A 26,871-nucleotide genomic window follows, 5' to 3' on the forward strand; every position below is an offset into this window, starting at 1 on the left:
CCGAGGCGCGCATTCTACAGCGCCTTTCATCAAACTGCAACCTTAAAAATTGATGATTTTTCTTAACTAAATCAACAACTTAAACCAGAACCAGCAGCGAACTGCTCGTTAGCGGGAGGCGAATAGTACAGTATTAAAATACGTGGTCAACCCCTGAGTGAAAATTCTTTTCCCACACCAAAGAGACCAGGTTGCCAGCGCCAGCGTTGGGTCGATAACCGTCTTACGCGAGAAGTAGAAAGGTTCAGTCGCCCGTGAACAACAGGAGGCCTCCTGATCGGTTACAACGCACCGCATCGGAACGACTAAGCTTTTTCGAATGAACCTCGTCTTTCAAGGGTGACTCCATGAGCAGCGCCCCCCTGTCTGAACTCGATGCCGCTCTACCCGGTCTGGCTCGCAAGATCCGCGTACTGAATGCCCTGTCCTGGCCGGATGGCGTCGAGGACGTTTTCCTGGCGCATTGGCGTAACGGGAAAGCCGAATTGCCCAAAGTCGAATTGTGCCCCCGCGACCACAGCGCCGACATCGCCGCTCTGGAAGCCTTTATAGGACGCTGCGATCAGGGGCACCCAGCCGGGCACTATCTCGCCATGACAGCGCGCAGTTATGCCACGGCCGGACGCATGCTGGGGGCGATTGGCACTCCCGCCTTCACTCAATACTCATCCGCGCTGTACCGACGCCCGGATTTCTATTATCCGAGCCAGAAACTCAGCATGCTGGACGCGGCCAATTTTTTTCTCACCACCACCGACGCCCTATTGGGTGGTGCCCGGATTCCACCGACTCAGGCTGAGATCCCGGCCGAGGTCTTCGCCGCCTGGATGCAGCCGGAGTTGGACCGTTTCTTCGGCGAGGGCCGGGTCACGGTCGTGCTCGACCCGACGCTGGCTGCCAAGGCCATCGCCGGGGCAAGTCGTATACGCCTGCGTACCGGTGCCCTGTTCTCCGAACTGGACAAGAATCAGTTACTGCAGCATGAGGCCTTCGTGCATGTTGCTACCGCACAAAACGGCGCGCTCCAGCCCAACCTCAAAAGTCTGGGTTTGGGAGCTCCACGCACGACCCAAACCCAGGAAGGCATTGCCACCCTGGCAGAACTGTTCACTGGCAGCATGGACATCAACCGCCTGCGCCGCCTGGCCCTGCGCGTGCTTGCGGTCCAGCAGGCGTTGGACGGCGCCGATTTCATACAGGTATTCGAGGGGTTTCTCGCCGCAGGCCAGTCACAAGAGGAGTCCTTCCGCTCAACCCAGCGGGTCTTCCGTGGCGCCGACCTGCGTGGTGGCTCGGCATTTACCAAGGATGCCGCTTACCTGACGGGTTTGCTGGGCGTCCATACCCTATTGCGCATCGCGATCCGCGACAATCGACCGGAACTGGTGGGGCATTTGTTTGCCGGACGCCTCAGTCTGGCCGATACCGTACGCCTGGCGCCTCTATTTGAATCTGGCTGGCTCCAGGGCCCCACCCATCTACCGGCCTGGGCCTGCGATTTACGTCTGCTCGCCGCCAACCTGGCCTTCTCTGCTTTTATTGCCCAGATAAAACTGGATGTGCTCGATCTGGAGGTGCTCATGACATTTGCAGACGAACACGAACACGATGCCAGCGCCCAGTGATCATGGGCACCAGCCAATTGACTCGATTGAGTTTCACGGAAATATCCTGACCGCAGCCTTTTGTGGCAGGCGGCAATCGGCCAGAAGCGGCCGGTGGTCGTTGCACTTCGCCAGTCGCCGGCGTGTGGCTAAGCTTAATTAATCGGGGTGAATTGAGACCTGAGAGATAGCGGCCATCAGCGAATCTGGACAGGCATCAAGACGGCGCCCCATAGGAGACGACTATGTATGCGGTGATAAGAACCTACTTGGGTACTGGAGCAAAGCAGCTTTTCGAGCTTTTGGAAGAGCGCAAGACCGACGTTGAAGCAACCCTGCGGACAGTACCGGGCCTCGTAAGCTACACGCTGCTGAATACGGGTGATGGTGGTACGTCGGTAACGGTTTGCACGGACAAGGCCGGCAGCGATGCGAGCTTGAAAGTGGCAAGCGAGTGGATCAAGAAAAATGCATCAAGTATCCACGCGTCCCCGCCGATCGTAACGGAAGGTCCGGTCATCGTGCAGATCAAATAACGCGCCCTTGCGATTGATCTCGCGACACGGTCGTTGTCGCAGGTTTTGCATGCTTGCCTGGCGCAAATGTGATCGTCCGCAAACCATCAGATTGGGTTTGATTGCGGTGCAAGCCCGTGTCTCACCCCTAGGCTTCGTGTGCAAACCTCTGCCATCATTCAAGCATTCACAAGCCGAGTAGAAATACATGAATCGTCAGAAAAAAATAAAGCAGCTATTAAAGGCTCACGCCAAAAAGGCCAGTGCCAAACTGGCACCGCAAAACAAGTCCAAATACATCAGCAAAGCTGACCGATTGAAACTGGCCGCTGAGTCCGCTCAAGACTCAATCACGCCCTCTGAGGGCTGATCCAGCCCCTAACGAACCATCAACGAACTCGCCAACAACGCCTCCAACCCCATCGGCTTCGCAAAATAATAACCCTGAGCCTGCCCTGCGCCCATTTCGCGTAGCAAGACCAGCGTCGCTTCATCCTCGACACCTTCGGCCACAACGCTGAGGTCCAGCGATTCGGCCATCCGCACAATCGCCCGGACGATCGCGCGACTGCGAGGGCTGGTGGTCAGTTCGAGGATGAACGATTTGTCGATCTTCAAACCGCTGAAGCGGTACTGATGCACGTAGCTCAGGGATGAAAACCCGGCACCGAAATCATCAAGCACCACCGACATGCCGTTGTCAGCCAATTGCTGCATGGTCAGTCGGGCAATCGCCGGCTCCGCCACCAGTGCACCTTCGGTCAACTCCAGGCAGATCCGCGAGGGCTCGACCCCGTATCGCGCCAACAGCGCAAGCACATCATTGGCAAAGTCCGGGCGCGTCATGCTGTAGCTGGAGCAATTGACGTGCACCGCAGGCCAATTGGCGTGTTCGGGTTGTGCGAGGATCGCGGCGATGCTGGTCAGCATGTACAGGTCCAGTCGACCAATCAGGCGCAGACCCTCGACATCCGGCAGAAACTCGCCCGGCGCGATCACCCGGCCGCCCGGCTGATGCCAGCGGATCAGTGCTTCAAGGGCCAACAGTTCACCGCTTTCGACACTGACTATCGGCTGGAAATACGGCAACAGTTCGTCGGTGCGTTTGAGCGCGTTGCGCAAGGCCCCTTCCCGTTCAACCTGGTCCGAGACTTCACGGCGCACTTCCTGATTGAACACTGCGTAGCTGTCGCGCCCGGCGCTCTTGACCCGGTACATCGCCGCATCGGCATCGCGCAGCAAGTCGGCGGGTTCCTGATGGAACTGACTGTCGGCGCTGACAATACCGATACTGCAGGACGAAAACACTTCATAGCCATTGATCAGGAACGGCAAGTCAAACGCCACCAGAATCCGTTCGGCGATGTCGATTACGACCTCCAGCGGCGCCTCGGGAGCCAGCACGGAAAACTCATCGCCCCCCAGGCGCGCGAGCATGTCGCTGTCGCGCAGACAACCGCGCAAACGGTGGGCGGCCTGCATCAACAGCAGGTCGCCAAAATGGTGGCCGAGGCTGTCGTTGACCATCTTGAAACGGTCGAGGTCGATGAACATCACTGCCAGGTGCCCGCCTTCGCTGCCGAACTGCGACCAGGCCAGATTGAGGCGCTGTTGCAGGTAGGTACGATTGGGTAGCCCGGTCAGCGCATCGTGGGAGTTTTCGTGTTGCAACTTGGCATTGGCGTGATCGAGCTCGCGGGTGCGGTTCTGCACCCGGGCTTCCAGCTTGAGGTTGGCGGCATGGATCGCTTCGGCGGCCGTGCGGCGCGACAACGCGGTGTCGATGTGCCGGGACACGAACGTCAGCAGTTCCTGGTCGCGCAGGGTATAGCGCACTTGCGAGGTATAGCTTTGCACCGCGAGTACGCCACGCACCACATCGCCATCGAACAATGGAATGCCCAGCCAGGAGTAGGATCGGAAGTACGCTTCGGCCAGTTCGATGTCGCCGTGCGCAGACAATCGCTCAGCTTCGTCGGCGTCTATCAGGCAAGGTCGACGCTGACGGATAACGTACTCGGTCAAGCCCCGGCGCCCTCGCCGTGCCACCGGGCAGGCCGTCTGCCGCTCATCGACATAATACGGAAAGGTCACTTCAGTGGTCGCGTCGTCGAACAGCGCAATATAGAAGTTCCGCGCGAACAGCAGATCACCGACGATGCCATGCAAGGTTTGAAACAACTCAGCCATATCACCAGGCCGGCTGGAGAGTTCAGCGATCTGGAACAGCGCGCTCTGCAGATGTTCGGCGCGCTCTCGCTCTGCCACTTCCTGCCTCAAGGCGTCGTTGAGCGCCGAGAGCTCCAGGGTACGACGCATCACCGTCGCTTCCAGATCCTCGCGGTGCAGAATCCGGTCCAGCGCCATGGCCACGTGGCGGGCCACCACCAGAAACAGCGCGCGATCTTCAGCGCTGTAGGTACGAGAAACGTCGTAGACCTGCATGGCAAGCATGCCAAACACCTCGTCCGAGGCATTTTTCAACGGTGCGCCCATCCAGAATTCGGGACGATCACCCACGCAGTAAAAACGGTCTTCGGCCTGAGCCGCGAGGATGCCGGCGGCGTCGATCAGCAACGGCTGGCCGCTGGTCAATACCTGGCCGGTCAACGAAAGATGCGAAGGGTCAAGGTATTCGTAGTGCGAGGACTCCACGGCATCAACGTCAATGATGTCGACGTAATACGGGTAGTCGATCTTGCCGCTGTGCGGGTCATACAGCGCGAGATAGAAGTTCTCGGCGTCGATCAGGCTCGCCAGTAACTGGTGAACCCCCACCAGGAACACTGACCGGTCGCGGGTCGAACTGGCCAGGTAGGTAATTTCGTACAGCACACGTTGAGTAATCTGCGCGCGGGCCAGGGTATTGGTCTGCACCTCAATGCCCAGGCGCTGGGCAAAACCGGCGAGCGCCGGTTCTTCGGCCTCGGCGATTGGCGCAAGCAGCCAGCCCAGCACACTTTCGCCGCTGCCGGTCGGCCAGCGGTGCAAGTGTCGGGTCTGGCAAAAGGCGTCGAACTGTTCATTCGCAACACTTGACGGCCACTGCGCCTGTGGGTCGCCCTGCCCCACCAAATGCATCTGTTCACCGGCACGGTAAACGACCCACGCGGTGGTGTGCGTCCAGTTGCGCGCCGAGTTCAGTAAGTGTTCGATCGTATCCTCGTTGCCAGCGCAGGTCATGCCGACAGTATCCGAATTCCCTTTAAGCTCAGAGGCGCCACTATCGCAATCGTTCGATTGTCGCGGGAAGTCGGTCAAAGGACGAAAACTCATCAACGCTCCCTGAGCCAGAAACTGGCGATACTCACTTACTGGTTACTAGCAATGCGCCAGTGAGCTTCCCGTTTATAGAGTTTTTATTCAATAGGTTTTTTCGAATTGTGAGTTGCTTCCTCAACAGGTCATTCTGTAAGGGCGCCAACTCGGCAAACGACTGACAAGTGTGCCTCTGCACCCTTATCCAAGTAGTTCCACCAGGAAAAGGAGCGTCCTTATGGAGACCGTCACAATTCGTACCCTGCAAAACACAGATGCTGAGGCATTGCTGACTTTTGAAAGGGACAATCGCGAGTGGTTCGAGCGCCACATTGACGCACGTAATGCTGCTTTCTATTCGGTGCAGGGTGTCACCGAGCACATTGCAGCCTATTTATCCGATTATGCCGCCGGCACCTGGCACCCCTTTGTCATCGTAGACGCTGACGGAAAAATAGTGGGCCGGGCGAACCTGAAAGACATCGACACGTCCGCGCGGTCGGCAGAAGTCGGCTATCGGATTGCTCAAAGTGCTTGCGCAAAAGGACTGGCGACGCGGGCGGTGAGGCATTTGATCGAGCAAGCGCAGTTGCGTTGGGATCTCAATCAACTGGTTGCCAACGTTTACGTCGACAATATCGGCTCGACAAAAGTGCTCGAACGCTGTGGCTTCGTGATTGAACAGACATCACAGCAAGCAGGGGCAGACCAGGAGTATCGGTTTGGCCTTTCGATTCAGACGAATGAATGATGGGTCAACAAAAGTCCCGGAAACGTCTCAAGATTCAGGCCGCGAGGCGAGCTGACGCTCGACCTCGTTGTTTGAGGGTGTACGCGTTCCCCTGTAGGAGCCGGCTTGCTGGCGATGAACTCAAGTCCCCCCGAGTTTAACCAGCGCTTACGCGTTATCGTTAACGACCATCGCCAGCAAGCCGGCTCCTACAGGTTTTGCGCTTATCCCATATCCAGTTCAGCTAAACGACGTCGAATTTGCGGGAGCTAGTATTTCGCCGTTCTTGTTTCTGCGCCGGGATTGCGTGTAGAACAAAAAAAAACCCCACAACCAAATGGGCTGCGGGGTAAAAAATTGGTTGGTTGCGGCCAACCAAAGGAGCTCTGTAGAAAGCGTACGGGCCGGGGTCAGATGCAATCCTGTGCGGCGCGTTCAAAACTTGAAGGCAGCAGGTTCGAAGCCAGCAAATGCCGCTCGTAGATGAACACCTTGCCGCCATTCCCGGCCTTGTAGGCTTCCAGCACGTTGTCGGCCGAGACTTTGCTCGGCACCACGATCCGGTAGCTGCGTTGGGTTTGCGAGACGGTCGGGTTCAACGCATTGCTCTGCAATTTCGGTACGACGCAATCGGCGTATTGGGCTGGGGTCTTGCTGGTCTGCAAGGTCAGGGTCGGGTCGTTCGGCGCGGAGGCGCAACCGGCGAGCAACAAAGAGCCAATCGCCATGGCGGGTACAAATAAAGAGCGCATCGGTCTTATCCAGAAAATAAAAGCTTCGGTTCATCCAGCAGCGGGACTGCGTTGCAGTGCATGTTCGTTGGAGGTGATTTTCCGCCTAATGCCAACAAAGCAGAACTTGTGTTTCGTAATGGTCACTATTACCTCTAGCAATAGTTGCGCGCCGTGCAGATGGGTACACACTCTGAATCACCACTAAAAAAATTGATGAGGATCTATCCTTGAGAACTTTTGACCTGATCCGCGATGCCGTTTTGCCCGATTTCCGCGACAGGGTGGCCGAGTACCTGATCCAGTACGAAACCGTATTGTTAGGCGAACACGCGCCCGACCCGGAACTTGTGCGGGCCACTGCCAATCAGTTGCGCGGTTATTTGCGCGGGTTGAACACCACGCGAGTGCTGGGCATGGCGGACTGGGAGGAACTGGATCGGCGGGTGGTGAATACGTGGCTTTAGTGCCGCACACCTCGACCGGCTGATGGGCCTTCATCGAAAGACTTTCTATACTGCTGTCGAATCCGGAAAGACGCAGGATTTGCCGTCATCGTAGTCGTGGTTCTCTCTGGGTAATGTCTCCCGATAGTTCTCAAACAAAAAAGGAGTTTGCGTCATGACCGACGATCCAAAAGTAAAAGGACCAGCGTCGTACTTTCCCTCTATTGAAAAAAAGTATGGGCAGCCAATCACCCACTGGCTAACCCTGCTCAAGACAGTCAGCGGCAAGAAGCATATGGAGATGGTTGCCTTGCTCAAAACTGAACACGGCATGGGCCATGGCCATGCCAACGCGTTGGTTGCGTACTTTTTAGCGAGCACTAAAACCGACTGACGAGACTGATGTAGCACAGGGTGCTCGATGCACCCGCTTGCGGCTCAAGCCAACCGGGCGCCATACACCTGACTGTTGCTATCAAATCCACCTCCACTGTATCTGCTTCAACCCAATGACTACGGTTAGCCTTGTTTCTCATCCAGGGAAATTTGCGCTATGCCGGACGCCACCAACCTTTACCTGTTCACTGTCGCCGCCCTGCTATTGCTGATCGTGCCTGGCCCGAACATGGCCATCGTTACCAGCCATGCCGTTGCCCATGGCTGGCGTGCCGGTATCGCCGCCGCATTGGGAATAACCCTGGCCGACGTGCTGATGACCGCCATGGTCAGCGCGGGGCTCGGTGCGTTGGTGATGAGTTGGGCGCCGGCATTTGATTTGCTGCGGTGGGCCGGGGCTTGCTATCTGATGTGGCTGGCGTGGAAGGCATTGAGTACTACACCAGCGGACGCTGATGCTCAACCTGCATTGGCATCGCGGCGCAAGATCTTCATCCGGGCGACCCTCAACAGCCTGTTGAATCCCAAGGCGCTGTTGTTCTTCATGGTATTCCTGCCGCAATTCGTCACCCTGGGAACTAGCAGCGTCACGGTGCAACTGATGGTATTAGGCGTGTTGCTTGCGCTGATCGCTTTGATCTTTCATTCCCTGCTCAGCGTCTGTGCCGGACAGCTACATGGGCGTCTGCGTGGGGGCAAAATCTCCAGCCGCCTGGGTGCTTATGGCTTCGCTGTCGTAATGACCGCGCTGGCGGTACGTTTGCTGGTGCTGAACCGGACAGCCTGAAGCAGCAGCTTCGAAATCGCCCAATAGACGTCTCTCGTCGAAGCCGCCTTTTACTGCGCCAACCAAAACCTGCACACTTGTCGGCTTTTTTCGCGACAGGAAGTCTCCCCATGCAACGGATTGTCATTCTGGGCAATGCCGGTAGCGGCAAATCTACCCTCGCCCGCGCCCTCGGCAAGCGCCTGAACCTGCCCGTGGTGCACCTCGACACGCTGTTCTGGGAACCCGGCTGGGTCGAACCCGACGCCGAGCAGTTCCGCGCACGGGTCCGCAAAGCGCTCACACCAGAGGCCTGGATTTGTGAAGGCAACTATGCGCGGCGAACCTTCGACCTTCGCCTGCCCCGGACCGACCTGATCATCTGGCTCGATACCTCGCGGCTCACCTGTTTTACCCGGGTGATCAGGCGCAGCGTCATGAACCGCCCTCGCCTTGACCTTGCAGCAGGCTGTACAGAGAAGCTCGACCGGGCGTTCCTGACCTTTCTGAATTTCGTGTGGAATTTCGATCGTGGCTACCGTCCAGGAATCGAGGCGGTGCGCCTGGCCATCGGCCCGCAAATTCCTGTGGTGCACTTGCGCGGTTCCCGGCAGATTCGCGCCTTTCTCGATAGCTTGGCTGCAACGCCTGAAATCTGCCTTGAATAGAGGGTGATTTTCGCTATTCCGGTAGTTGATCCGCGTACGCCCGGCAGGGGCTATGAGAGAAAACCTACGGCGACGAACGACTGGCTGCACAGCCAGTACGTGTCATCCAACGACGAAATGAAAGCGAGTCAGCACGTTTTGTGCGACATCCATCTATCCCCTCTACGACTGAATCTACGATTGAATGGATAATGATGCGGTCATTTGCGCGTGACACACCGCCAGAATTTCATCGGCCAGCGCCGAGTCGTCAGGACAGGCGCGCGATAACATGATCGCACCGACCGCACGCGCCAGCAGGTCGATCATTTTCACCCTCGCCTCCCCCGGCGCCGCATCCGGCCCGGTCGGGTATTTTTCGCCGAGTGTTTGCAGCGTGCGCTCGATGCCTTCAGCGAAAGCCGACTTCAAATCGCCCGACTGACGCGCCGCGTCACCGCACAACGCCGCCATGGTGCAACCCGTGGCGCGCCCGTCGCGATGATCCCTGGACACATACACATCGATGAAATCCTTCACGCTCAATGCTTCGGCGCCGACCAGTGACTGCGCAAGACTGTTGGCCGAGGCTTCGGCCATCAGGTCAGCCTTCGAACCGAAATGTTTGTAGAAACCGCCATGGGTGAAACCGGCGGCGCCCATCAGGTCGGCCACGCCTACACCGTCAAATCCGCGCTCGCGAAACACGACTGAGGCCGTTTTGACGATGTGCTCCCGATTTGCCTGAGCCTGGGCCTTGGACACTCGCATGTTCGATACCTCTCTACCGCTGAAATTCATCGGCCAATGATACATAGATGCCGATCATAATCAAAATCGTTGACAGCTTAGATTTCGATCATCATCCTAATCGCAACCGATATGACCATTTACCAACGGGCACGGAACAAACACCCATGAGCGACCTGAATCTGTTTACCCCCTACACGCTTGGCGCCCTGACGCTGTCGAACCGCGTGGTTCTCGCTCCACTGACGCGCAATCGCGCGGGCAAAGGCTTTGTGCCGAGTGAGTTTGCTGCTGCCTATTACAGCCAGCGGGCAAGCGCGGGCTTGCTAATTTCCGAAGCCTCGCAGATCTCGCAGCAGGGACAGGGCTATCAGGATACCCCGGGCATTTACACGCAACCGCAGATAGAGGGATGGCGCAAGGTGACCGATGCCGTGCACGCCAAGGGCGGGAGAATTTTCCTGCAGCTGTGGCATGTGGGCCGTGTTTCCCACGTGGATCTGCAACAGCAAGGCGCGGCGCCGGTAGCCCCTTCCGCTCTTCGTCCCGCGACCAAGGTGTTCGTCAACAATCGCTTCGAGGACGTTTCCGAGCCGCGGGCGCTGGAGGCTGACGAACTGCCAGGCATCGTCAACGATTTCCGCCAAGCGGCGGCAAACGCCATTGCGGCAGGCTTCGACGGCGTGGAAATCCACGGTGCAAACGGCTATTTGCTGGATCAGTTCATCAAGGACGGCGCCAACCTTCGTACTGATGCCTACGGCGGCTCGATCGCAAACCGTGCGCGGCTGCTGTTGGAAGTGACGGCCGCGGTGGCAGCCGAGATTGGTGCTGATCGCACGGGCATTCGCCTTTCGCCTGTCTCGCCGGCCAATGGTGTATCGAGCAGTGATCCACAGGCTCAGTTCGATTACATCGTCGACCAACTCAATGTTCTGGACATCGCTTATCTGCACGTCGTCGAAGGTGCCACCGGCGGGCCACGCGACGTGGCGCCCTTTGATTTCGACGCCTTGCGCCAGCGCTTCAAGAACACTTACATCGCCAACAACGGCTACGACCTGGACCTGGCCACGGCACGCCTTACGCATGACAAGGCCGACCTGATCGCCTTTGGCCGCCCTTTTATCGGCAACCCCGATCTGGTGGAGCGACTCAAGACCGGTGCGCCACTGTCCGCCTTCGACCCCTCCACGCTCTACGGCGGCGGTGCGGCGGGATACATCGACTACCCGACACTTGCGGAATCAAGCGCTGCTGCGAACTAGGCATTGGCTGATCGAGCCTGGTTTTATTCGTGCATCAATCCAATCCATATTCCTGATAAAGAGCTGACATCATGACCACTCGCCCTACCGTTCTCATCACTGGCGCTTCCACCGGCATCGGCGCGGTTTACGCCGAGCGTTTCGCCCAACGCGGGCATGATCTGGTGTTGGTCGCCCGCGACCAATCGCGCCTGGAAACGCTCGCCGCGAAGTTGCGTGGCGAACACAACGTCGCCATTGAAGTGCTTCAGGCCGACCTGACTCAACTCAGCGACCTGCACACCGTCGAAGCGCGCCTGCGGGATGACGCGCGCATCGGCATCCTCGTCAACAATGCCGGCGCCGCACAGTCCGGCAACTTCATCGAGCAAAGCACCGACAGCGTTGCGCAACTGGTGGCCCTCAACACCACCGCGCTGGTGCGGCTCGCCAGCGCCATCGCGCCACGCCTGGCCAAAGCAGGTGAAGGCGCGATCATCAACATCGGTTCGGTTGTGGGTCTGGCGCCTGAGTTCGGCATGTCGGTCTATGGGGCGACCAAGGCGTTTGTGCTGTTCCTTTCCCAAGGCCTGAGCCTGGAACTTTCGCCTCTGGGTGTTTATGTGCAAGCCGTACTGCCCGCCGCCACCCGCACGGAGATTTGGGATCGCGCCGGTATCGACATCAACACCTTGAGCGAAATCATGGAAGTGGGTGATCTGGTCGATGCCGCACTGGTTGGCTTCGACCGTCGCGAGCCGGTGACCATTCCTCCGTTGCATGAAGGCGAGCGCTGGGATGCCCTGCAAACCGCGCGTCAGGGTCTTTTGTCGCAGATCAGGCAATCCGCCGTGGCGCAACGCTATTTGACTCAAGTCTGACCCATGTCGAGCAGGTCCGCCTCGCCCCGCAATCGGACGGAGTAAACATGACCCTTATAGCGACACGTAATCACCCGGGTTCGCAGTCGTCATTTATCAGCGCGGCGAACCAGTCGGTTCTGATTGGCGGGATACCCTTCGCCTATCGTGACCTGGGACCCAGGACGGAGGTCCCGCTGGTCATGCTCAACCATTGGGGGGCAGTGTTGGATAACTTTGACCCCTGGATCATCGACGGCCTGGCAAAAAACCGGCGTGTCATCACGACTGATTACCGCGGTCTCGGTGGCTCGGGGGGCGCCGCGCCATTGACCGTCGGTGAGATGGCTGACGATGCAATCGGCCTGATTCGTGCGCTGGGTTTTGACAAGGTTGACCTGCTTGGCTTTTCACTCGGCGGCTTCGTCGCTCAAGACATCGCTCTGAAAGCCCCCGAACGAGTGCGCAGATTGATCCTCACCGGAACCGGACCGGCCGGTGGCACAGGCATCGACAGGGTCGGTTCGGTGACCTGGCCATTGATCATCAAAGGTTTGCTGACGCTGCGAGACCCCAAGTTCTACCTGTTCTTTACTACCACGGCCAACGGCCAACGTGCCGCGTCCGAGTATTTGCAACGTTTGAAAGAACGCCAGCAAAACCGGAGCAAAGGCCCGACACCCGGCGCATTTTTACGGCAGTTCAAAGCCATTACTGCGTGGGGCAAGCAAGCGCCGCAAGATCTCAGTCGCCTGCCGATGCTGACCCTGATAGCCAACGGGGACAACGACATCATGGTGCCCACCGTGAACTCGATTGATCTGGCAAAGCGAATCCCCAACGCGCAACTGATCATTTATCCGGATGCCGGGCACGGCAGCATTTTTCAGCACCATACCGATTTCGTGGCCAAGGCTTTGGCGTTCCTCGACTCCTGACAGCCTGCACATCTAATCGCATCAACGTTATCGGGGCCGCGCCCCATTCTCATTCCACCGACAAGAGCAGCTGCAACATGAAGGCATTTTTTATCGACCGCTACGGCAAGCAGAACGGAATGATTGGCGAAGTGCCCGACCCTGCGGTCGGTGTGCATGACGTTCTGATCCAGGTGCATGCAACGAGCGTGAACCCGCTGGACTCGAAGATCAAAACGGGGGAGTTCAAACTGATCCTGCCCTATACATTTCCATTGGTATTGGGCAATGACCTGGCCGGAGTGGTCGTTCGCACGGGTTCTGCGGTGAAGCGATTCAAGCCAGGAGACGAAGTCTATGCACGTCCTCCAGAGGCACGGATCGGGACGTTTGCTGAACTGATCGCCGTGAACGAAAACGCGCTCGCGCTAAAACCCTCGAATCTCGACATGGCCGAAGCGGCTTCCATCCCCTTGGCCGTCTTGACGGCCTGGCAGGCGCTGATTGAGACCGCCCATGTGAAAAAAGGCCAGAAGGTGTTGATTCATGCCGGATCCGGCGGTGTCGGCACGCTTGCCATCCAGCTCGCCAAACACCTCGGCGCCTTCGTTGCGACCACCACCAGCACGGCGAATGTCGAATGGGTGAAAGCACTCGGGGCGGATGTGGTCATCGATTACAAACATCAGGATTTTGCAAACGAGTTACGCGATTTCGACGTGGTGTTGAACAGCCTCGGCGCCGATGTACTGAAGAAATCGATCAAGGTTCTCAAGCCTGGTGGACAACTCATTTCCCTTTCGGGGCCGCCGACCGCGCAATTTGCCCAAGAGCAAGGCTTGTCCTGGGTGCTGGGGCAAGTCATGCGCCTGCTGAGCAGCGGTATTCGCAGAAAAGCCCGCAAACATGGGGTGAGCTATGTATTTTTGTTTATGCGTGCCAACGGGATACAACTGCAAAAAATCACCTCGCTTATCGAGGCTGGCGTCATCAAACCGGTCATCGATCGTTCCTTCCCTTTTGAATCGACTGCAGAGGCGTTGCGGTACGTCGAGCAGGGCAGATCAAAAGGCAAAGTCACCGTAACAATCAAATAAGCGCACTACAAAAAATGTCAGTAGATAACGTGCATGCCGCCAAGTATCAGACTCCAGCGCCTGAACCAGAGGAGCCGCCACCGCACAACAGACACACACAGGAGCAGTTGCAACCGGAAGTCGCACCTGTAGAAAAACCTATCATCATTTGGCGTAGCTTGATGCTTGAGCAGTAACGAGAAAGGGGTCATGTCTCTCTTCAATTGAAACAATGCTGACTTCGCCACGAGCTCGTGACGAATGGCAAGTTTGCAAAAGCGGACACTCAGAAACTCAACCGCGCACCAGGTAGGATTGGGCCTGCTGCGCTGCCTGGATCAATTGGAAGTTACGGTTACGCAACTCGACGTTGCGCCCAACCCGCATGTTCGAGCGCGCCACCAAGGTTTCAGCCTGCTGGTACTGCCCCTGCTGAAGACGCAACACACCAAGGTAATGCAGTGTCGCGGGATTGTTCGGCTGGATATGCAGGGCACGCTCCAGCGTGGCGGCCTGGTCCAGTTGGCCATTTTCATACTTCCGCGAGGCTGTTTCGATCAGGGTGGTTGATGCGCTGTTGCTTTGCGCGGGCGCTCTTCGCTCTGCAGCGACAGAACAAAACGACGCGACGCGACGACGCAGAACACCAGAATGCTTCACGCAGAGCAGAAAACGGCCAGAAGCGGGCATGGACAAAGCAAACTTCAAAAAGGGGTCGAACAGTGAGATCGCCGGCTATTTAAACAGCGGCGCCCTAGAACTTTTCCCTATTTACAGGTCTATGTGGACAGGCACATTCGCTCGGTAAGCGCTAACCCGCAGGCTTCCCGCAGCCAGATGGCTACACATCAACATGTCAATTCAGAGGTTGTCTTCGCTCATGAAATTCCATGACCTACGGATGGTGCTCTTCGGCCTGTTCGCGTTCGCGGCAGTGGGCTCGGCATCAGCAACACAGATGAAGACCTCAACCCCTGTTTTCGCAACTGAAGTGGCGGCCGTTCAGGCGCCGGCCCAGGCTGCCGGCAGCCCTTGGCCGACCGTGGCCAGTATGGCCGGCAACCAGCCAGGGCCGTTGCTTGCCCATGATGACCGATACTGGCATGACGACCGTTGGCATGATCGTAGAGACGATTGGCGCCGAGACGATTGGCGTAGAGAACAGTGGCGTAGAGAGCAAGCCCGCCGGGATGCCGAACGCCATCGTTATTGGGAGCGTCACCAGGATCGGTCCATGCGGCACCGCTACGAGGACGATCGCCGCTACTATCGTCGTTAAATCTGCCTGTAACACCAGGCTGTAGAAATCAGGCTGAAAACCTCGACGAGGTATGAATCGGATATTCGCTCAGTGCTTCCCAAGTGAAGTCTGAGCGTCCGCAACCAATGAAGATTATCGACCAAGCGCATTCAATACTGGCCTTTGAAATGACCATTAAGCCCTGCGCGTGGAGCAATACTCCACGATGAGCTGAGTAACCGCCGCCACCATCGCCTGATCCGCTTCAGGCGAGGTAAACAGCCGAAACTCTGCATCCGGCAACTCCGGTAACCCTTGTTCAGCCCCAAGAACCACCAACCCTTGCCCCAACTGACTGAGTGTCATGGGCGCAACCGCGAAGCCTGCAAGCGCCGCCGCCCGCAACCCGGCGGTGCTGCTGCATAACATCGCCGTGCGTTGGGCGATCCCAGCCTGAGCCAGTCGCTTCAACGCAACCTCGCGATAAGGGCACGGCTCGGGGAACAGGGCCAGTGGCAACGGCGTCGGTAACCGGGTGACGGGTTGCGCCGACCAGGCCCACACCAGCGGCTCTTGCCACAACAATTTCCCCGCTTCACTGGTTTCGCACAGTGAGCCGATAACCAACTCCAGATGCCCTTGCTTCATCAGCGCCAGCAACGTGCCGGGAATGCTCACCTGCACGTCGATCTCCATCCCAGGGTACTGCGCCGCGAAATCCTGAAAAGCGCGCAGTAGTCGGGACTCGACAAAATCCTCGGATATTCCGATCCGCAGCCGCCCGTGAAATGGCGTACGCGTCAGTTCCGCCCAGGCATCACGGTTCAGCACAAGGATCGTGCGCGCATAAGAAAGCAAGCGCTCGCCATCGGGCGTCAATTGCTGGGAACGGGTGGTACGCGTCAACAGGGGTTTACCAATCTGTTCTTCCAATCGCCGCACATGGCCGCTAACCGCAGACTGAGTCAGGTGCAGCTTTTGCGCTGCACGGCTGAAGCCTTCTTCGTCGACCACAGCGACAAATGTTTTGAGTAGCAGCGAATCAAACATAGTTTTTTACGTGATTAATCGACTAGTAATTTACGATTTATATTTCAAATACAACTATGTTGCAATGCCTCCCTACCCCACCACTCGAGGCGTGCCATGACTACTCTGCTCCATATTGAATGTTCTCCACGCAAGCAGCGCTCGGCGTCCCTTGAAGTCGCCCGCAGCTTCATTGCGCGTTTTCGAGAAAACACCCCGGACACCGACATCATCACCCTCGACCTCTGGAACATGGCGTTGCCGGAATTCGATGAGCTGGCAATGGAAGCCAAATACGCAGGACTCAACGGCACTGCCTTGAGCCCAGCGCAACAGGAGGCCTGGAACACCTTGAAGGACCTGGCTGCGCACCTGCATCGCGCGGATGTGCTCGTGATGTCCGTACCGCTTTGGAATTTCAGCATCCCGTACAAGCTCAAGCATTTCATCGACCTGATATCGCAGAAAGACATCCTGTTCAGCTTCGATCCGGAACGCGGTCTGGAAGGCATGCTGCACAACAAAATCGCCGTAGTGGCGTACGCCCGAGGCCTGGATTTTTCGGCGCAGTCGATCACGCCGGCGGAACGCTTCGACTTCCAGAAGCCCTACGTGGAAGCCTGGCTGCAATTCATCGGCGTGACCGATGTGCATTCGGTGATTGTGGAGAAGACCATCCTGGGGGAAGACGTGGATCTTGATGCACGTGAGGCTGCGACTCAGCAGGCCAGAGGATTGGCAGATACTCTTTGTCGCTGACGGGTATTTATAAGGTACGGGCGCCCACTCAAACATGAGAGCCAGAGGCAGTTTTCGACCCAATGCTGCCGATGAAGGCCGGCAGAAATCGGTCAAAAGAAGTTGCAAGCCCCGTGACGCTTCGGGGCTTGCGACTCATTGCCAATACGTCCTTCAAATTCTCGGACGTTTGCTACGGGTATGCCTGCCGTGTTCATTGCGAAACGTGCAGGCCTAGTTTTGTACCTCAACCGCGTCGATATCCGGCGCGTCTGGGGCATCCGGGGCGTCCGCCACATCCTCTCTGGCGTCCCTCGCCTCAACTTTGGCAGCCTCTCTGGCTGCGTTTGCCTCTACCTTGGCAGCGTCCCTCGCCGCATCTGCAGCAGCCCGGGCGGCATCTCTGGCCGCATCGGCTTCTGCTTTGGCTGCGTCCCTGGCTGCGTCGGCAGCGGCCCGGGCAGCATCTCTGGCTGCATCTTCGCCCGGTATGCCAGCAGCTTTTGCAGCGTCCCTGGCTGCATCCGCCTCAGCTCTGGCGGCATCTCTGGCTGCATTTGCAGTAGCCCTTGCAGCATCCCGGGCTGCATCTGCATCAGCTCTGGCAGCATCTCTGGCTGCATTTGCATCGTTTCTGGCAGCGTCTCTGGCTGCATCTGCGGCATCGTTGTCATGCGCGTTGCCCGGGCCTCTGTTCCCGGCAACACCACCATGACCGTCACCGTCATGGCCTGTTGCACCATGACCACCACCATCTCCATGGCCGCTGCCACCGTGACCACTGCCTCCGGAGCCTCCACTACCGGAGCCGCCACCGCCACCGTGACCACCACCGCCTCCGCTGTTACCGCCGCCACCACCGCTGCCGCCATCTTTGGCATACACGCTGGAGAAACTACTGATGTAATCAGGCACTAGAACAGTCGATGCCGACAGGACCCCGCCAATTGCCAGAGCCAACAAACATTTCTTGATCAGCATGATGCACCTCCGCTTGGAGTTGCGCAGTCATGTCCCTATCGAACGCAATATCCAGTGAGTTCCCGGCCGCCCATTGGAGCGGCCAGCCAACCGGCACGGCCATAAATCTGCAGCATTAACCAGCAACTGCGGTTTCCGCACGATCCCTGAGAGCCAGTCAGCATCTTTGTGTGGGACGTTACCCCACATTTTTAGATAGGTGCTGTCAGCCCGAGTTCAACAAACGAATATCAGGACTGAAGCATGCGTTGAGCAAAAAGCCTCTAAAACTTCCGGACGCCAACAGTTTACCGCGAGCTGAATGCCTGAAATCCCCTGACCACACTGGGTCGAACACCTACCCTTTCGTACCAGCGGCGAAGCTTGGGCAAGCGATCCCACGGGATATCTGCCTCCACTGACGACATGATGCTGTAGGCCGCGATATCCGCGATGGAAAAACAGCTTCCCGCCATATAAGCATCAGCACTGACGAACTGCTCAGCCAACTCAATTGACGAAAGCATGCGCTCGACCAGCCGCGCAGAGCCGTCGTTGAGCCCTTGGCCGCGAAGGAAGAACGCCGAATGGCCCGGTGCGATGACATCGGTCAAAAAGAAGAAGAATCGCTCATACACCGTAGCTCTGTGGCCAGCGGCACTGGGCAAGAGCCGTTCTGGAGCCTTTTCGGCAGCGTAGAAAATGATCGCGTTCGACTGAGTGAGCACAAAGGCAGGCTCATCGCCCTTTCGTTCGACCAATACCGGGACCTTCCCAGCCGGATTCAGGGACCGATGATCCGCCCCTGTTTGCTGGCCTTTTGAAAGATCCACCAGTCGAACCGTGTACGCCAGCCCCGCTTCTTCGAGGGCGATGGCTGCCCGGATGCAATTGCCTGTGGGCGCACCGTGTAATTCCAGTAAGGCGTTCATGACGTATTTCTTCCTCCTTGCGGGCTCAGTTCAGTCATCCGCTAAAGCGCGCCGACTGTCACACAAGCCAGGCTCGACGCTGCGAGTCGTCACGCATAGACGTCCCGGTTTTGTTCGATGAAAGCCTGCACAGACGCAGATATCGACTAATTCTTTTGAAAAAGTCCGAACGGATTGACTCAACCTACACTGAGCTTGATAGGCGTCCGATTTACGCGTTGCAAGCCTTCCTGGCAGGGCAAGCGTATTGCGGTGAACGCTCCAGTCCTACCACTTATGCCTGAGTCGTTAATCATGGATGAAGTCACTACCGTGCCCTCGGATGATGTACCTGCTACTCAACACATAGTGCAGCGCAAGCTCGGACGCTGTCTGTTGCGCTTGCAACAATACGAACGGCAGCTGAAAGCCATTGTCGTGCATTGCGAACTGACCGGTCTTGTAGATCAGATTTCTGAGATCCGTCGCCATAAGGTCAAATGTGCAAAGAAAATGACGATGGGTACGTTGATGGGGATGTTGACCGAAAGCTTTCTGACCCCGCCGCTCCCAAATGAAGAAGAGTCACAGACCGAAGCCGATGTCGGTGACCAGATCTGGCTCAGGCATCGATACCAGTTGGAAATGACAGCCGAGGACTACGAGGCTATGAAGGCCGATCTCAAGGAGCTGGTTGACCTGCGCAATAGCCTGGTCCACCAATTCATTGAGCGTTTCGATCTCTGGTCTGAATCGGGCTGCCAGGCGGCGGATGGTTTTCTGGAGGAAAGCTACGAAACCATCAATCGGCATTGCCTGAGTCTGCAATGTTGGGCCAAAAACATGATTGAGGCACAAGCTAAATTGGCTTCGATTATACAGAGCCAAACATTTGAAGATGCTCTCGACGGTATCCGGGTGGATGGCTCAGTCGATTGACCTGGCAGTGGGATTTGCTGCTGTTTACGTGAAGCAGAAACGAAGCTTGCCGAAGGTGGCTGGACCCGACTGGAAGCATCCATTCGCTGGATTGGTGGTACCTATCCCGAACAGACGCCCAAGCGCTACGGTTGCAGCAGCTGGAGGCATGTCCTGCACGAATCACGGCAGTTCGAAATACGAAAATTCCAGGCTGATAATGAACGTACTACCGTCTGGTATCGCAGCAAGGTCAGTTGAATGGGAAACTGAATCCTCCCTCCTTTTGTAAGCGCACTAAGTGACTGCTCCTGGCCGTTAGTTGCCCTCCGCGAAGGGCCGCTATGGGTCGTGAACGCACAACCACAAACAACTCAGCTTGACCGGAAAGACCCGTGATACCTTCCGAGGCTCATTCATGACACGGAGGTCGCCATGCGCACTCTTTATATCCCGATCATCCTGGCGGCAACTTTTTTGGCATCTGGCTGCAGCATCAAGCAAACCGTGACGCCTGCTGAGCTGTCTTCCGAGATGACGCCAGAGATCTGTCTGATCCCCGCCGAAGGACTGCGAGAAGGATTCAACACTGCCTATGAAAACCTGCTCAAAAACAAAGGATTCCATACGCGTCGGCTTCCGCCAGGCAGTAGCCCGTCCAGCTGTCCTCTTTCAACGACTTATATCGGTACCTGGTCGTGGGACTTAGCTATTTACATGAGCTATGCAGATATCCGCGTTTATCAGTACGGCCAGCAGGTGGGCCAAGCTGAATATGACTCGCGTTGGGGGGGCGGCCGGGTCATTGATAAATTCATTAATGCTGAGAAAAAAATCACAGAGCTGACCAATCAGCTGTTTCCAAACGGTGCCGCAGGCTTGAAGGGAGCTAAGGAGTCAAATTCCGGGACCGGTGCCGCGCTCATGACTAAAGACGCGTACCAACAGCGACAGCTCAAACAGCTTGAACAACAGGGCCTCCCTTATGATGAGTACCAGAAGCGCTACAAGCTGATCATGGCTGAGTAGGCTCCGTACCGGTCCTGACAGGCAGTTGAGGGTCGATTTCAGCCGGTCGTGGAAGGCAGAAATCGGCCAAAAGCGGTCATTCCCAAATTCCTGCAAGAAACAGAAGACTTGCCGTTGCAGCAATTGCCGAATGTTTACTCGAAGAAGTCGCCAAGTACGGCGTCGCCAATGTCAAACGGATCAATGGCGACCGGATTGGTCTTCAGTTGGGTGGATGGAAGAAGGTGCTACTCGACCATTAGATTCAGCCCATCCAACAACTTGCGTACACCAAAGGTAAGAGTGCAATAGACAGCTCCCTGATCTTCAACGTAATGGGCTGCTGTTCCCGAGTGTTGGCAGTAGCATATAAAAAACTCTAGCGATAAACTCAACATGGGCCCTTCGCGCAAGTCCCGAAGACAATATGTTTAACCGCCCGATAAATCCTTAATACTCTATCGTTAGAAAGCATTCTTTCACCAGGGTGCAAATCCACTCGCAATCTAATTTCCCCTTCATAAGTCCCGCGAATAGAGCAGGTAAACCGAAACATACAATCATAGTAAAAATATTTTTCATCACGCAAATCTTTAAAAATCAATTCTTTCTTGCGGTCAACCTCATCAAAGCGATAGACCACGAAATCATTCGTCGCCTCCACCACCTCCAAGGTCCTCCCCCCTCTTGTGTTGAATTCGTAAGCAGACCTACCTGGGTCATTCATGCCAACATCATTACGATCAACAAGCACCGTAACCTTTCCAACACTACTACCAACGATATCTACACCGTTGATCAAAAGCGTCTGATGCGCCCCCTTTGAACTAACTCCTTTAGAAATCAAATCTGAATTTAAACAGTACTTCACGCCATCTACCAAAAAATAATTGACCTGCTGACTTTCAGTCATGACACTACGCCACATCCACACAGTAGCTAACACTACCGCAACCAGAATAAAAAACCTCACAGCATCGCTCCCTCACACTTCCAGAAATATGGCGATCTAGAGGAATTAGCACACAACCAATCACTCTTCCGCTATCAGTTTTACTTCAGCTGAAACCGCCCCCAAAGTGCCAACTGAATACCCTACCCTATCACCACAACTGTATCCTTCAACAATCGAATCCTGATGTTATATAAAAGACCACGTCTTTCATCTTCGATCGCATCATTGGACACTCTGGCAGCGTCGGCGACCGTACCTTCATCCTTATCGACAGTCGTGCCCAAATGTACGCGACTCGGCTCTGCCCCTGACGAAGGGACACTAATGCGAGCGTAGACTAGGTGCGTCGGGTGAATTAAAAACTCTTAGATCAAAATGCTATCACGGCATTTTTTGTTTAGAGCCGATCATTGCTAGTCCGCTGCGCTCCTACCCCGTCTAGGGGCTCAAATCCTAGCTAGGCCGTACTTGTTTGCCCACTTTGTTTACTCGTACGTGAGCGAATCAGACCAGTGACAAGATGCTATGTAACGAAGAGAGGTGCCGCCCTGAACTGGTCAATTGCAACCACATGCGAGAGACCGCTATGGGTCGAATGTTGTCTGTCGCGAAGGACGCAACCGACCCAAAGCAGCCTCTGACTACCGACTGCTGTCGGTCGATTGAAAGTCATTGTTTAACCGGTTCCGTTTTGCACATTACCGCAAACTCGTAGCCGTTGGTAAACACGCACTATAGTGTGCTGTTTTCGAAATAACTTACCCACGCACCTTCGCCTCCATCACATCGTGTGCTCACCGGATCTTGCTCAAGATTTCCTCTCCCTCTGCGTTCCAAACGTACCGGGGAGGTCGCGCTTCGGGTGATCAAGCGCCAGTTCGGTTATCTGAAGGTACGCTATCGTGGAGTGATGAAGAACACCGCTCAGTTGGCCACTCTGTTCGCCGTGTCCAACCTGTGGATGGCTGATGGGTATGGGTGAGTTGCGCGTGTAGCGCATAGAAATGAGCTGAAAGCCCGAGAATAGGATGCTTTCGCGACAACTTGGCGCTGAACGTCATGGGACTTTCAACTCGTGGCAGGTGCCTTGCAAGTTGATCTGAGCTTCCGTAAAGAAAGGTTGAGGAGTGTCGCTAATGGCTGATTTTGCGTGGTTCTTGTTAGGTTTTATACCGGCACTAGCATTCGCGACCCACTCATTTGTCGATTACAGAAAGGCCACAGGAAAGCCTATAGGTGAAGCATTCAAATTTTTTAATAAGGCGCTGGCCGTTCTAGTTGTACTAGAGCTTATTTTCTTCGTCTGGATGTTTATCGCTAGATCCTAATATTAAGGTACTCATAATGCATGTCGCATGCTGATTTCCAGTATTAGTGCAGAATTCGATACTCCGACATCCCGATCATGCTGCTTTCAAAATAACTTACCCACGTACCTGAGCTTCCATTACATCGTGTGTTCGCCGGTGCGTAATTTTCAGGGCGCTCACCAGGAGTTCTCCAAGGTAGGAATGGCACCTGAAGTCTAGTGCACGTACGGAGAGAGTTATTTCGCGAACATCACACTAGCGCGAAGCCGTGGCCCCTTTGTTCATCCGTGATTTAACGGTATGTTGGAGCCCTCAACTCAAGGACGACCCATGGCCATCCACGCTCCCACTCCCACCCAAAAACATTTGGCAGTGTTGATCGACGCCGACAATGCCCCCGCAGCAATTGTTGAAGGTTTGTTCGAAGAGATCGCCAAGTATGGCGTCGCCAACGTCAAGCGGATCTATGGCGACTGGACTGGTCCTCAGTTGGGTGGATGGAAAAAGGTGCTACTCGACCATTCGATTCAGCCCATCCAACAGTTCGCGTATACCAAAGGTAAGAACGCAACAGACAGCGCCTTGATCATCGACGCAATGGACCTGCTGTACACCCGACGCTTCAACGGCTTCTGCCTGGTTTCGAGCGACAGTGACTTCACACGCCTCGCTTCGCGGCTACGTGAAGAAGGTTTGACCGTCTACGGGTTTGGTGAAGAAAAAACCCCAAGACCGTTTGTGTCAGCCTGCGACAAGTTCATCTATACCGAATTGCTGCGCAGTGAAGCGCTTGTTGCTTCGAGCAATGGGCATGATCGACCCGATCCCGAGTCATCCGCCGCAATCCAGGCCGTCAAAGTCGCCAGTACCCTAGAGGTAAAGAAGCTACCCAAGGCACCCGTAAGTTTCATTGCAAAGATCCTGGATGACATTGCCGACGAGGACGGCTGGGCTCACTTGGGTGCGCTGGGCACCAACATCAGCAAATTGAGACCTGAATTCGATCCCCGCACCCATGGTTATAAAAAACTCAGTGAGTTGATCAAGGGGTATCCGAATATTTTTGAACTGCAAATGAGAGGAACGTCGGGAGTGAGCGGTTCAATACTCTATGCCCGGCACCGACAGCCAAGCTCGTAGCACCTGCCACCAACGTCCGCTTTTGGCTGTGGATTCAACCGGTCGACAATAGCTGCTTTGTACCAAAGTAGGTCTACTTTCCGTGCCAACGATTGAACGCCCGCCGTCCCCGCAGAACACCCCATGTCAGGGCTGGTCCTCCACCGCAAGCCTATTGCTCGGTGAAAACCACATCCAAATGAAAAGTTCGATTGTACTTTTTAATGCGAAGGACTTATTGAGCTCAAGCTATCAATATCGCGGCCGAAAAAGGACTGGCTATTTCTACAGGAAAAGGTGTGATATGGATTTTTCGTTAGTTTGCGAGATGATTGGTTATACACTCTTCGTGATATTAGGCATTTTGGGCCTTTATATCTTGTTTTGCTGGCTATACGTTTCTGGAAGCCGTACGTATCTAAGGCGGCTGAATGATATTGGCTGGAAAAAAGTCGACTATGTCTGGATAGCTATAGGCTCGATGGGACTAATGCTCCAATTCATTCAGATTGGCTTGGATTCTAAAATGGCTAGCTTAAGCATGGAAGAAAGCTTCGGTCGACTTGATGCTCAGAATCTAAATATTGCCGCGTCGGAGCTAAGCGGTTCGTCAATTTGCCTGCAAACACCTCCCGCTGACAATGATGAAGATTCCAATAACTTAGGTGCCGAGCTAGCGGATGCTTGCAAAACGTTTCAAATAATTCGTCCCGCCAAACCCAGAAGCACTGTAGTAGATCCGAGTATTTTTATGCATTTTGAAATAGTAAACGTAGATACAGGAAAAATAAAAAGTCAGGTTCTTGCTGCAAAGGTGAAGAATTTTAAACAAGCATTTACTGAATATGAAAATCAGGCGCAATCAATTCAGGATATTAGAAAAATTGCCAGCACATATAAAAGCCATCTCCTTTTTCTTAAGATTCTGTCAACGCTTTCGCTGATTGTGGCAATTGCCCTCAGGCTAGCAAAGGTGACTGGAGAAATTAGATTAAAAACACACCCTATCGTAAGTAAAGTGTCCGAAGCGATACCCAAGAATGAATTGAAAGAAAAATTAGAGAGTCTGGTCACCGTGCCTCAAGCGGCCAAGCTAGAGGACAAGATATAATTACGAATAATGGGGGGGGATTTATTTACTGCGCTCAAAATAGATCCGCCCCCCATTCCCCATCGTGGTCGAGCGAAACGGGGGGCTCCCTACGCCGAGACGCAATCCTACGTCACCCGCGTGCAGTCCTTGACCGAACGCTATTGCAACCATCGTTAGTCCTGTAGGGCGCATAACCCGGAAAGGTAATACGCTGGCCGCTCTACGGCGCATAACGCTGCGCACTGCGTAAAGGTGCGTAAAGACCGTAAAGCGCTGTAAAGCGCTGTAAAGCGCTTAAAGGGGACAGATTTATTTTTTCAGAAATAATTCTGCCCCCTTTTTTCTGTGAAAAAGCGTGGACACAGTCTTGAAGGCTGCGTTGCTACGTAAAATCTGTCGGCGTTGGTTGATCTGCAGACCAAAATTTTGCGTAGAAACGCGACTCTAGTCTCGATCCTGACAGTCAAACCTGCTCTTAGGCCCCATTGTGTGATCGGGGTCTAGCAGTCAATTACGAGCGGGGCGTCAAGATGGCCAAGGCAAACGCCACGATGAAGAGCGCCGGCACGTCACCTGCCAAGTGCCCCATTTGTCCCGGCTGGGTGACCGCCTGGACGGTCATGATTCCTCCGTGTACGGCGCTAGACCACACGGTGAACCAGATTAGGCTCAGATTGGCTAATGGATCGCGTGCGGCCAGGATCAAGAACACGCCAAGTGTGGCGTAGATACCAACGATCATCATCGGGTAGTCCGAGTGACCGATGTGCCAGGCCCAGCCGGACGGCCAGGACAACATAAGTGGGTAGAGAGCAAGGCACGCGAGGCCAGCCAAAACTAGAACGACGCGCAAATACCTGAGGCGATCGACTACAGTCATGGCGGACTTCCTCTTTGGGCCTAACTCTAAATAGACCCCAAGTGGGGTGATAACGCCTTCACGGGCTTGGTGGAAAACATTCCTTTTTCTGTCGTCTATCCCTGAATAGGCCGGGCATTGTGACAGTCGGGTGACCGCTGAAGGGGTTTATACACCATGGACGGAAAGCCCAATCTGCTCAATCAGTTCCGGCAGTAGACCAAGCATAGCCACTCATTTGCTATCGCTCCGTCCACCGGCTGCTTCTGGCCGATTGCAGCTGACAGGAAGGGTGGTTGACGCCCCATGGCGGACAGTCTGGACACTAAAGTCAGGTGTGGGATTGATGCGCCGCCCAGTGTTTCATCTCTTCTGCAATGAAGTGGTTCACCAGGTCACTGAACATCTTCTCGATTGCATCCGGGCTCAGGCCCTCAGCCTCGGCCCACTCGCGTCGTGTCGCCAACATGGCCTTGAAGCGCTCCGGAGCATGCACCGAAGTCACTGAGGTCTTGTACTTCGAAGCAGCCAGTACATAGTGAAAACGCTTGCCCAACAGTTTGATAACAACCTGATCAAGGGCATCGATTTCGCGTCGAATATCCTCCATGCCTGCACACTCTTCGGGTTGTAACTGATTGATGACGTCCATGTAGGTGACTCCGTTTGCTGAAAAATTCGTGGGCCTTCGGAAGAAGTATCGGCGCGCTGTCTTCCATGAGTGATACAGCCTGAATACCATAAAATCCGATGTCCGCTGCACGATGAGCGGTATTTGGCTAAGGCGG

28 protein-coding genes and 4 pseudogenes are annotated in these 26,871 nt (G+C 55.5%); 22 read left to right on the forward strand and 10 right to left on the reverse strand.

Annotation, left to right across the window (positions count from 1 at the left end):
* Nucleotides 1-347: 347 nt before the first annotated feature.
* The 3 genes from PMI32_RS00765 to PMI32_RS30135 all read left to right on the forward strand — a co-directional run bounded on the left by PMI32_RS00765 (nt 348) and on the right by PMI32_RS30135 (nt 2,489).
* Nucleotides 348-1,625, forward strand: coding sequence for a peptidase MATCAP family protein (locus tag PMI32_RS00765; protein WP_008035502.1), 1,278 nt, complete (start codon nt 348-350; stop codon nt 1,623-1,625).
* A 224-nt stretch (nt 1,626-1,849) separates the two neighbouring features.
* Entirely contained in the window at nt 1,850-2,140 is a 291-nt protein-coding gene (locus PMI32_RS00760) for a hypothetical protein (protein WP_008035503.1), read from the forward strand.
* 187 nt (nt 2,141-2,327) lie between these two features.
* Nucleotides 2,328-2,489 (forward strand): DUF2986 domain-containing protein, encoded by a 162-nt coding sequence (locus tag PMI32_RS30135; RefSeq protein ID WP_008035506.1) that lies wholly within the window; start codon nt 2,328-2,330, stop codon nt 2,487-2,489.
* 8 nt (nt 2,490-2,497) lie between these two features.
* Here the strand turns inward: PMI32_RS30135 and PMI32_RS00755 are convergent, their stop codons facing one another.
* Nucleotides 2,498-5,395 (reverse strand): sensor domain-containing phosphodiesterase, encoded by a 2,898-nt coding sequence (locus PMI32_RS00755; protein WP_008035508.1) that lies wholly within the window; start codon nt 5,393-5,395, stop codon nt 2,498-2,500.
* A 220-nt stretch (nt 5,396-5,615) separates the two neighbouring features.
* Between PMI32_RS00755 and PMI32_RS00750 the strand changes: the two genes are divergently transcribed.
* Nucleotides 5,616-6,128, forward strand: coding sequence for a GNAT family N-acetyltransferase (locus PMI32_RS00750; protein ID WP_008035510.1), 513 nt, complete (start codon nt 5,616-5,618; stop codon nt 6,126-6,128).
* Between the two features lie 389 nt (nt 6,129-6,517).
* Here the strand turns inward: PMI32_RS00750 and PMI32_RS00745 are convergent, their stop codons facing one another.
* Entirely contained in the window at nt 6,518-6,859 is a 342-nt protein-coding gene (locus tag PMI32_RS00745) for a hypothetical protein (protein WP_008035511.1), read from the reverse strand.
* 209 nt (nt 6,860-7,068) lie between these two features.
* Between PMI32_RS00745 and PMI32_RS00740 the strand changes: the two genes are divergently transcribed.
* The 4 genes from PMI32_RS00740 to PMI32_RS00725 all read left to right on the forward strand — a co-directional run bounded on the left by PMI32_RS00740 (nt 7,069) and on the right by PMI32_RS00725 (nt 9,114).
* Complete coding sequence (locus PMI32_RS00740; protein WP_008035512.1) at nt 7,069-7,305, forward strand: hypothetical protein; 237 nt, start codon at nt 7,069-7,071, stop codon at nt 7,303-7,305.
* A 154-nt stretch (nt 7,306-7,459) separates the two neighbouring features.
* Nucleotides 7,460-7,678 (forward strand): DUF4287 domain-containing protein, encoded by a 219-nt coding sequence (locus PMI32_RS00735; protein WP_008035513.1) that lies wholly within the window; start codon nt 7,460-7,462, stop codon nt 7,676-7,678.
* A 159-nt stretch (nt 7,679-7,837) separates the two neighbouring features.
* On the forward strand, nt 7,838-8,467 hold the full coding sequence (locus PMI32_RS00730) for a LysE family translocator (protein ID WP_008035514.1): 630 nt from the start codon (nt 7,838-7,840) through the stop codon (nt 8,465-8,467).
* 110 nt (nt 8,468-8,577) lie between these two features.
* Nucleotides 8,578-9,114: a P-loop NTPase family protein gene (locus PMI32_RS00725; protein WP_008035515.1), complete on the forward strand. Its 537-nt coding sequence runs from the start codon at nt 8,578-8,580 to the stop codon at nt 9,112-9,114.
* Between the two features lie 174 nt (nt 9,115-9,288).
* Here the strand turns inward: PMI32_RS00725 and PMI32_RS00720 are convergent, their stop codons facing one another.
* The gene (locus PMI32_RS00720; protein ID WP_008035516.1) at nt 9,289-9,864 is read right to left on the reverse strand and encodes a TetR/AcrR family transcriptional regulator; all 576 of its coding nucleotides are present in this window, start codon (nt 9,862-9,864) and stop codon (nt 9,289-9,291) included.
* 146 nt (nt 9,865-10,010) lie between these two features.
* Between PMI32_RS00720 and PMI32_RS00715 the strand changes: the two genes are divergently transcribed.
* From PMI32_RS00715 to PMI32_RS00700, 4 genes are all read left to right on the forward strand, one after another.
* Nucleotides 10,011-11,111, forward strand: coding sequence for an alkene reductase (locus tag PMI32_RS00715; RefSeq protein ID WP_008035518.1), 1,101 nt, complete (start codon nt 10,011-10,013; stop codon nt 11,109-11,111).
* A 71-nt stretch (nt 11,112-11,182) separates the two neighbouring features.
* Entirely contained in the window at nt 11,183-11,971 is a 789-nt protein-coding gene (locus tag PMI32_RS00710) for an SDR family NAD(P)-dependent oxidoreductase (RefSeq protein ID WP_008035520.1), read from the forward strand.
* 47 nt (nt 11,972-12,018) lie between these two features.
* Entirely contained in the window at nt 12,019-12,888 is an 870-nt protein-coding gene (locus tag PMI32_RS00705) for an alpha/beta fold hydrolase (protein ID WP_008035522.1), read from the forward strand.
* Between the two features lie 77 nt (nt 12,889-12,965).
* The gene (locus PMI32_RS00700; protein WP_008035523.1) at nt 12,966-13,964 is read left to right on the forward strand and encodes an NADP-dependent oxidoreductase; all 999 of its coding nucleotides are present in this window, start codon (nt 12,966-12,968) and stop codon (nt 13,962-13,964) included.
* Nucleotides 13,965-14,255: 291 nt separating this feature from the next.
* Here the strand turns inward: PMI32_RS00700 and PMI32_RS00695 are convergent.
* A pseudogene (locus PMI32_RS00695) lies at nt 14,256-14,633 on the reverse strand (tetratricopeptide repeat protein); the annotation flags it as partial.
* A gap of 190 nt (nt 14,634-14,823) precedes the next feature.
* Here PMI32_RS00695 and PMI32_RS30830 point away from each other — a divergent pair.
* Entirely contained in the window at nt 14,824-15,222 is a 399-nt protein-coding gene (locus tag PMI32_RS30830) for a hypothetical protein (RefSeq protein WP_081501806.1), read from the forward strand.
* Between the two features lie 156 nt (nt 15,223-15,378).
* Here PMI32_RS30830 and PMI32_RS00690 read toward each other — a convergent pair whose 3' ends face one another.
* Nucleotides 15,379-16,233 (reverse strand): LysR family transcriptional regulator, encoded by an 855-nt coding sequence (locus tag PMI32_RS00690; RefSeq protein ID WP_008035527.1) that lies wholly within the window; start codon nt 16,231-16,233, stop codon nt 15,379-15,381.
* A 96-nt stretch (nt 16,234-16,329) separates the two neighbouring features.
* On the opposite strand from PMI32_RS00690, the gene PMI32_RS00685 reads away from it, so the two are divergent.
* Nucleotides 16,330-16,971, forward strand: coding sequence for an FMN-dependent NADH-azoreductase (locus PMI32_RS00685; protein WP_008035528.1), 642 nt, complete (start codon nt 16,330-16,332; stop codon nt 16,969-16,971).
* Nucleotides 16,972-17,303: 332 nt separating this feature from the next.
* On the opposite strand, the gene PMI32_RS00680 is transcribed toward PMI32_RS00685, so the two are convergent.
* Both PMI32_RS00680 and PMI32_RS00675 read right to left on the reverse strand, forming a co-directional pair.
* Complete coding sequence (locus tag PMI32_RS00680) at nt 17,304-17,822, reverse strand: hypothetical protein (RefSeq protein WP_157214387.1); 519 nt, start codon at nt 17,820-17,822, stop codon at nt 17,304-17,306.
* Between the two features lie 396 nt (nt 17,823-18,218).
* Nucleotides 18,219-18,842 (reverse strand): glutathione S-transferase family protein, encoded by a 624-nt coding sequence (locus PMI32_RS00675; RefSeq protein ID WP_008035531.1) that lies wholly within the window; start codon nt 18,840-18,842, stop codon nt 18,219-18,221.
* 294 nt (nt 18,843-19,136) lie between these two features.
* On the opposite strand from PMI32_RS00675, the gene PMI32_RS00670 reads away from it, so the two are divergent.
* From PMI32_RS00670 to PMI32_RS30840, 4 genes and pseudogenes are all read left to right on the forward strand, one after another.
* Complete coding sequence (locus PMI32_RS00670; protein WP_008035532.1) at nt 19,137-19,760, forward strand: hypothetical protein; 624 nt, start codon at nt 19,137-19,139, stop codon at nt 19,758-19,760.
* A 12-nt stretch (nt 19,761-19,772) separates the two neighbouring features.
* On the forward strand, nt 19,773-20,000 hold the full coding sequence (locus PMI32_RS30835; RefSeq protein ID WP_274517655.1) for an OST-HTH/LOTUS domain-containing protein: 228 nt from the start codon (nt 19,773-19,775) through the stop codon (nt 19,998-20,000).
* Between the two features lie 174 nt (nt 20,001-20,174).
* On the forward strand, nt 20,175-20,768 hold the full coding sequence (locus PMI32_RS00665; RefSeq protein WP_008035534.1) for an Sbal_3080 family lipoprotein: 594 nt from the start codon (nt 20,175-20,177) through the stop codon (nt 20,766-20,768).
* 86 nt (nt 20,769-20,854) lie between these two features.
* Nucleotides 20,855-21,085, forward strand: a pseudogene (locus PMI32_RS30840) (NYN domain-containing protein); the annotation flags it as partial.
* Between the two features lie 53 nt (nt 21,086-21,138).
* Here PMI32_RS30840 and PMI32_RS00660 read toward each other — a convergent pair.
* Nucleotides 21,139-21,660, reverse strand: coding sequence for a hypothetical protein (locus PMI32_RS00660; protein WP_238541049.1), 522 nt, complete (start codon nt 21,658-21,660; stop codon nt 21,139-21,141).
* Between the two features lie 889 nt (nt 21,661-22,549).
* On the opposite strand from PMI32_RS00660, the pseudogene PMI32_RS30385 reads away from it, so the two are divergent.
* The 4 genes and pseudogenes from PMI32_RS30385 to PMI32_RS30845 all read left to right on the forward strand — a co-directional run.
* Nucleotides 22,550-22,684 (forward strand): annotated as a pseudogene (locus PMI32_RS30385) (IS5/IS1182 family transposase); the annotation flags it as partial.
* Nucleotides 22,685-23,342: 658 nt separating this feature from the next.
* A complete protein-coding gene (locus PMI32_RS00650; RefSeq protein ID WP_008035540.1) occupies nt 23,343-24,152 on the forward strand; it encodes an NYN domain-containing protein in 810 nt (269 codons plus the stop codon).
* 283 nt (nt 24,153-24,435) lie between these two features.
* Nucleotides 24,436-25,242, forward strand: a complete 807-nt coding sequence (locus PMI32_RS0129330) for a hypothetical protein (protein ID WP_032829243.1) — start codon at nt 24,436-24,438, stop codon at nt 25,240-25,242.
* Between the two features lie 87 nt (nt 25,243-25,329).
* Nucleotides 25,330-25,401 (forward strand): annotated as a pseudogene (locus tag PMI32_RS30845) (transglycosylase SLT domain-containing protein); the annotation flags it as partial.
* A 334-nt stretch (nt 25,402-25,735) separates the two neighbouring features.
* Here PMI32_RS30845 and PMI32_RS00645 read toward each other — a convergent pair.
* Nucleotides 25,736-26,104, reverse strand: coding sequence for a DUF6632 domain-containing protein (locus tag PMI32_RS00645; protein ID WP_008035543.1), 369 nt, complete (start codon nt 26,102-26,104; stop codon nt 25,736-25,738).
* A gap of 310 nt (nt 26,105-26,414) precedes the next feature.
* Nucleotides 26,415-26,735: an isochorismate lyase gene (locus PMI32_RS00640; RefSeq protein WP_008035544.1), complete on the reverse strand. Its 321-nt coding sequence runs from the start codon at nt 26,733-26,735 to the stop codon at nt 26,415-26,417.
* Nucleotides 26,736-26,871: the final 136 nt, after the last annotated feature.

It is taken from the genome of Pseudomonas sp. GM60 (genome assembly GCF_000282415.1).
Taxonomy (GTDB): Bacteria; Pseudomonadota; Gammaproteobacteria; order Pseudomonadales; family Pseudomonadaceae; genus Aquipseudomonas; species Aquipseudomonas migulae.

Bases quoted from the DNA above. Each gene is read 5' to 3' on its own strand.
- PMI32_RS00705 (WP_008035522.1), top strand. From the start codon at position 12,019: ATGACCCTTATAGCGACACGTAATCACCCGGGTTCGCAGTCGTCATTT.
- PMI32_RS00730 (WP_008035514.1), top strand. From the start codon at position 7,838: ATGCCGGACGCCACCAACCTTTACCTGTTCACTGTCGCCGCCCTGCTA.
- PMI32_RS00650 (WP_008035540.1), top strand. From the start codon at position 23,343: ATGGCCATCCACGCTCCCACTCCCACCCAAAAACATTTGGCAGTGTTG.
- PMI32_RS00745 (WP_008035511.1), bottom strand. From the start codon at position 6,859: ATGCGCTCTTTATTTGTACCCGCCATGGCGATTGGCTCTTTGTTGCTC.
- PMI32_RS00720 (WP_008035516.1), bottom strand. From the start codon at position 9,864: ATGCGAGTGTCCAAGGCCCAGGCTCAGGCAAATCGGGAGCACATCGTC.
- PMI32_RS00750 (WP_008035510.1), top strand. From the start codon at position 5,616: ATGGAGACCGTCACAATTCGTACCCTGCAAAACACAGATGCTGAGGCA.
- PMI32_RS00680 (WP_157214387.1), bottom strand. From the start codon at position 17,822: ATGGCGGCAGCGGTGGTGGCGGCGGTAACAGCGGAGGCGGTGGTGGTC.
- PMI32_RS00690 (WP_008035527.1), bottom strand. From the start codon at position 16,233: ATGTTTGATTCGCTGCTACTCAAAACATTTGTCGCTGTGGTCGACGAA.
- PMI32_RS00760 (WP_008035503.1), top strand. From the start codon at position 1,850: ATGTATGCGGTGATAAGAACCTACTTGGGTACTGGAGCAAAGCAGCTT.
- PMI32_RS00700 (WP_008035523.1), top strand. From the start codon at position 12,966: ATGAAGGCATTTTTTATCGACCGCTACGGCAAGCAGAACGGAATGATT.
- PMI32_RS30830 (WP_081501806.1), top strand. From the start codon at position 14,824: ATGAAATTCCATGACCTACGGATGGTGCTCTTCGGCCTGTTCGCGTTC.
- PMI32_RS00755 (WP_008035508.1), bottom strand. From the start codon at position 5,395: ATGAGTTTTCGTCCTTTGACCGACTTCCCGCGACAATCGAACGATTGC.
- PMI32_RS00725 (WP_008035515.1), top strand. From the start codon at position 8,578: ATGCAACGGATTGTCATTCTGGGCAATGCCGGTAGCGGCAAATCTACC.
- PMI32_RS00765 (WP_008035502.1), top strand. From the start codon at position 348: ATGAGCAGCGCCCCCCTGTCTGAACTCGATGCCGCTCTACCCGGTCTG.
- PMI32_RS0129330 (WP_032829243.1), top strand. From the start codon at position 24,436: ATGGATTTTTCGTTAGTTTGCGAGATGATTGGTTATACACTCTTCGTG.
- PMI32_RS00640 (WP_008035544.1), bottom strand. From the start codon at position 26,735: ATGGACGTCATCAATCAGTTACAACCCGAAGAGTGTGCAGGCATGGAG.
- PMI32_RS00660 (WP_238541049.1), bottom strand. From the start codon at position 21,660: ATGACTGAAAGTCAGCAGGTCAATTATTTTTTGGTAGATGGCGTGAAG.
- PMI32_RS00670 (WP_008035532.1), top strand. From the start codon at position 19,137: ATGGATGAAGTCACTACCGTGCCCTCGGATGATGTACCTGCTACTCAA.
- PMI32_RS30135 (WP_008035506.1), top strand. From the start codon at position 2,328: ATGAATCGTCAGAAAAAAATAAAGCAGCTATTAAAGGCTCACGCCAAA.
- PMI32_RS00685 (WP_008035528.1), top strand. From the start codon at position 16,330: ATGACTACTCTGCTCCATATTGAATGTTCTCCACGCAAGCAGCGCTCG.
- PMI32_RS00710 (WP_008035520.1), top strand. From the start codon at position 11,183: ATGACCACTCGCCCTACCGTTCTCATCACTGGCGCTTCCACCGGCATC.
- PMI32_RS00715 (WP_008035518.1), top strand. From the start codon at position 10,011: ATGAGCGACCTGAATCTGTTTACCCCCTACACGCTTGGCGCCCTGACG.
- PMI32_RS00645 (WP_008035543.1), bottom strand. From the start codon at position 26,104: ATGACTGTAGTCGATCGCCTCAGGTATTTGCGCGTCGTTCTAGTTTTG.
- PMI32_RS00735 (WP_008035513.1), top strand. From the start codon at position 7,460: ATGACCGACGATCCAAAAGTAAAAGGACCAGCGTCGTACTTTCCCTCT.
- PMI32_RS00665 (WP_008035534.1), top strand. From the start codon at position 20,175: ATGCGCACTCTTTATATCCCGATCATCCTGGCGGCAACTTTTTTGGCA.
- PMI32_RS00675 (WP_008035531.1), bottom strand. From the start codon at position 18,842: ATGAACGCCTTACTGGAATTACACGGTGCGCCCACAGGCAATTGCATC.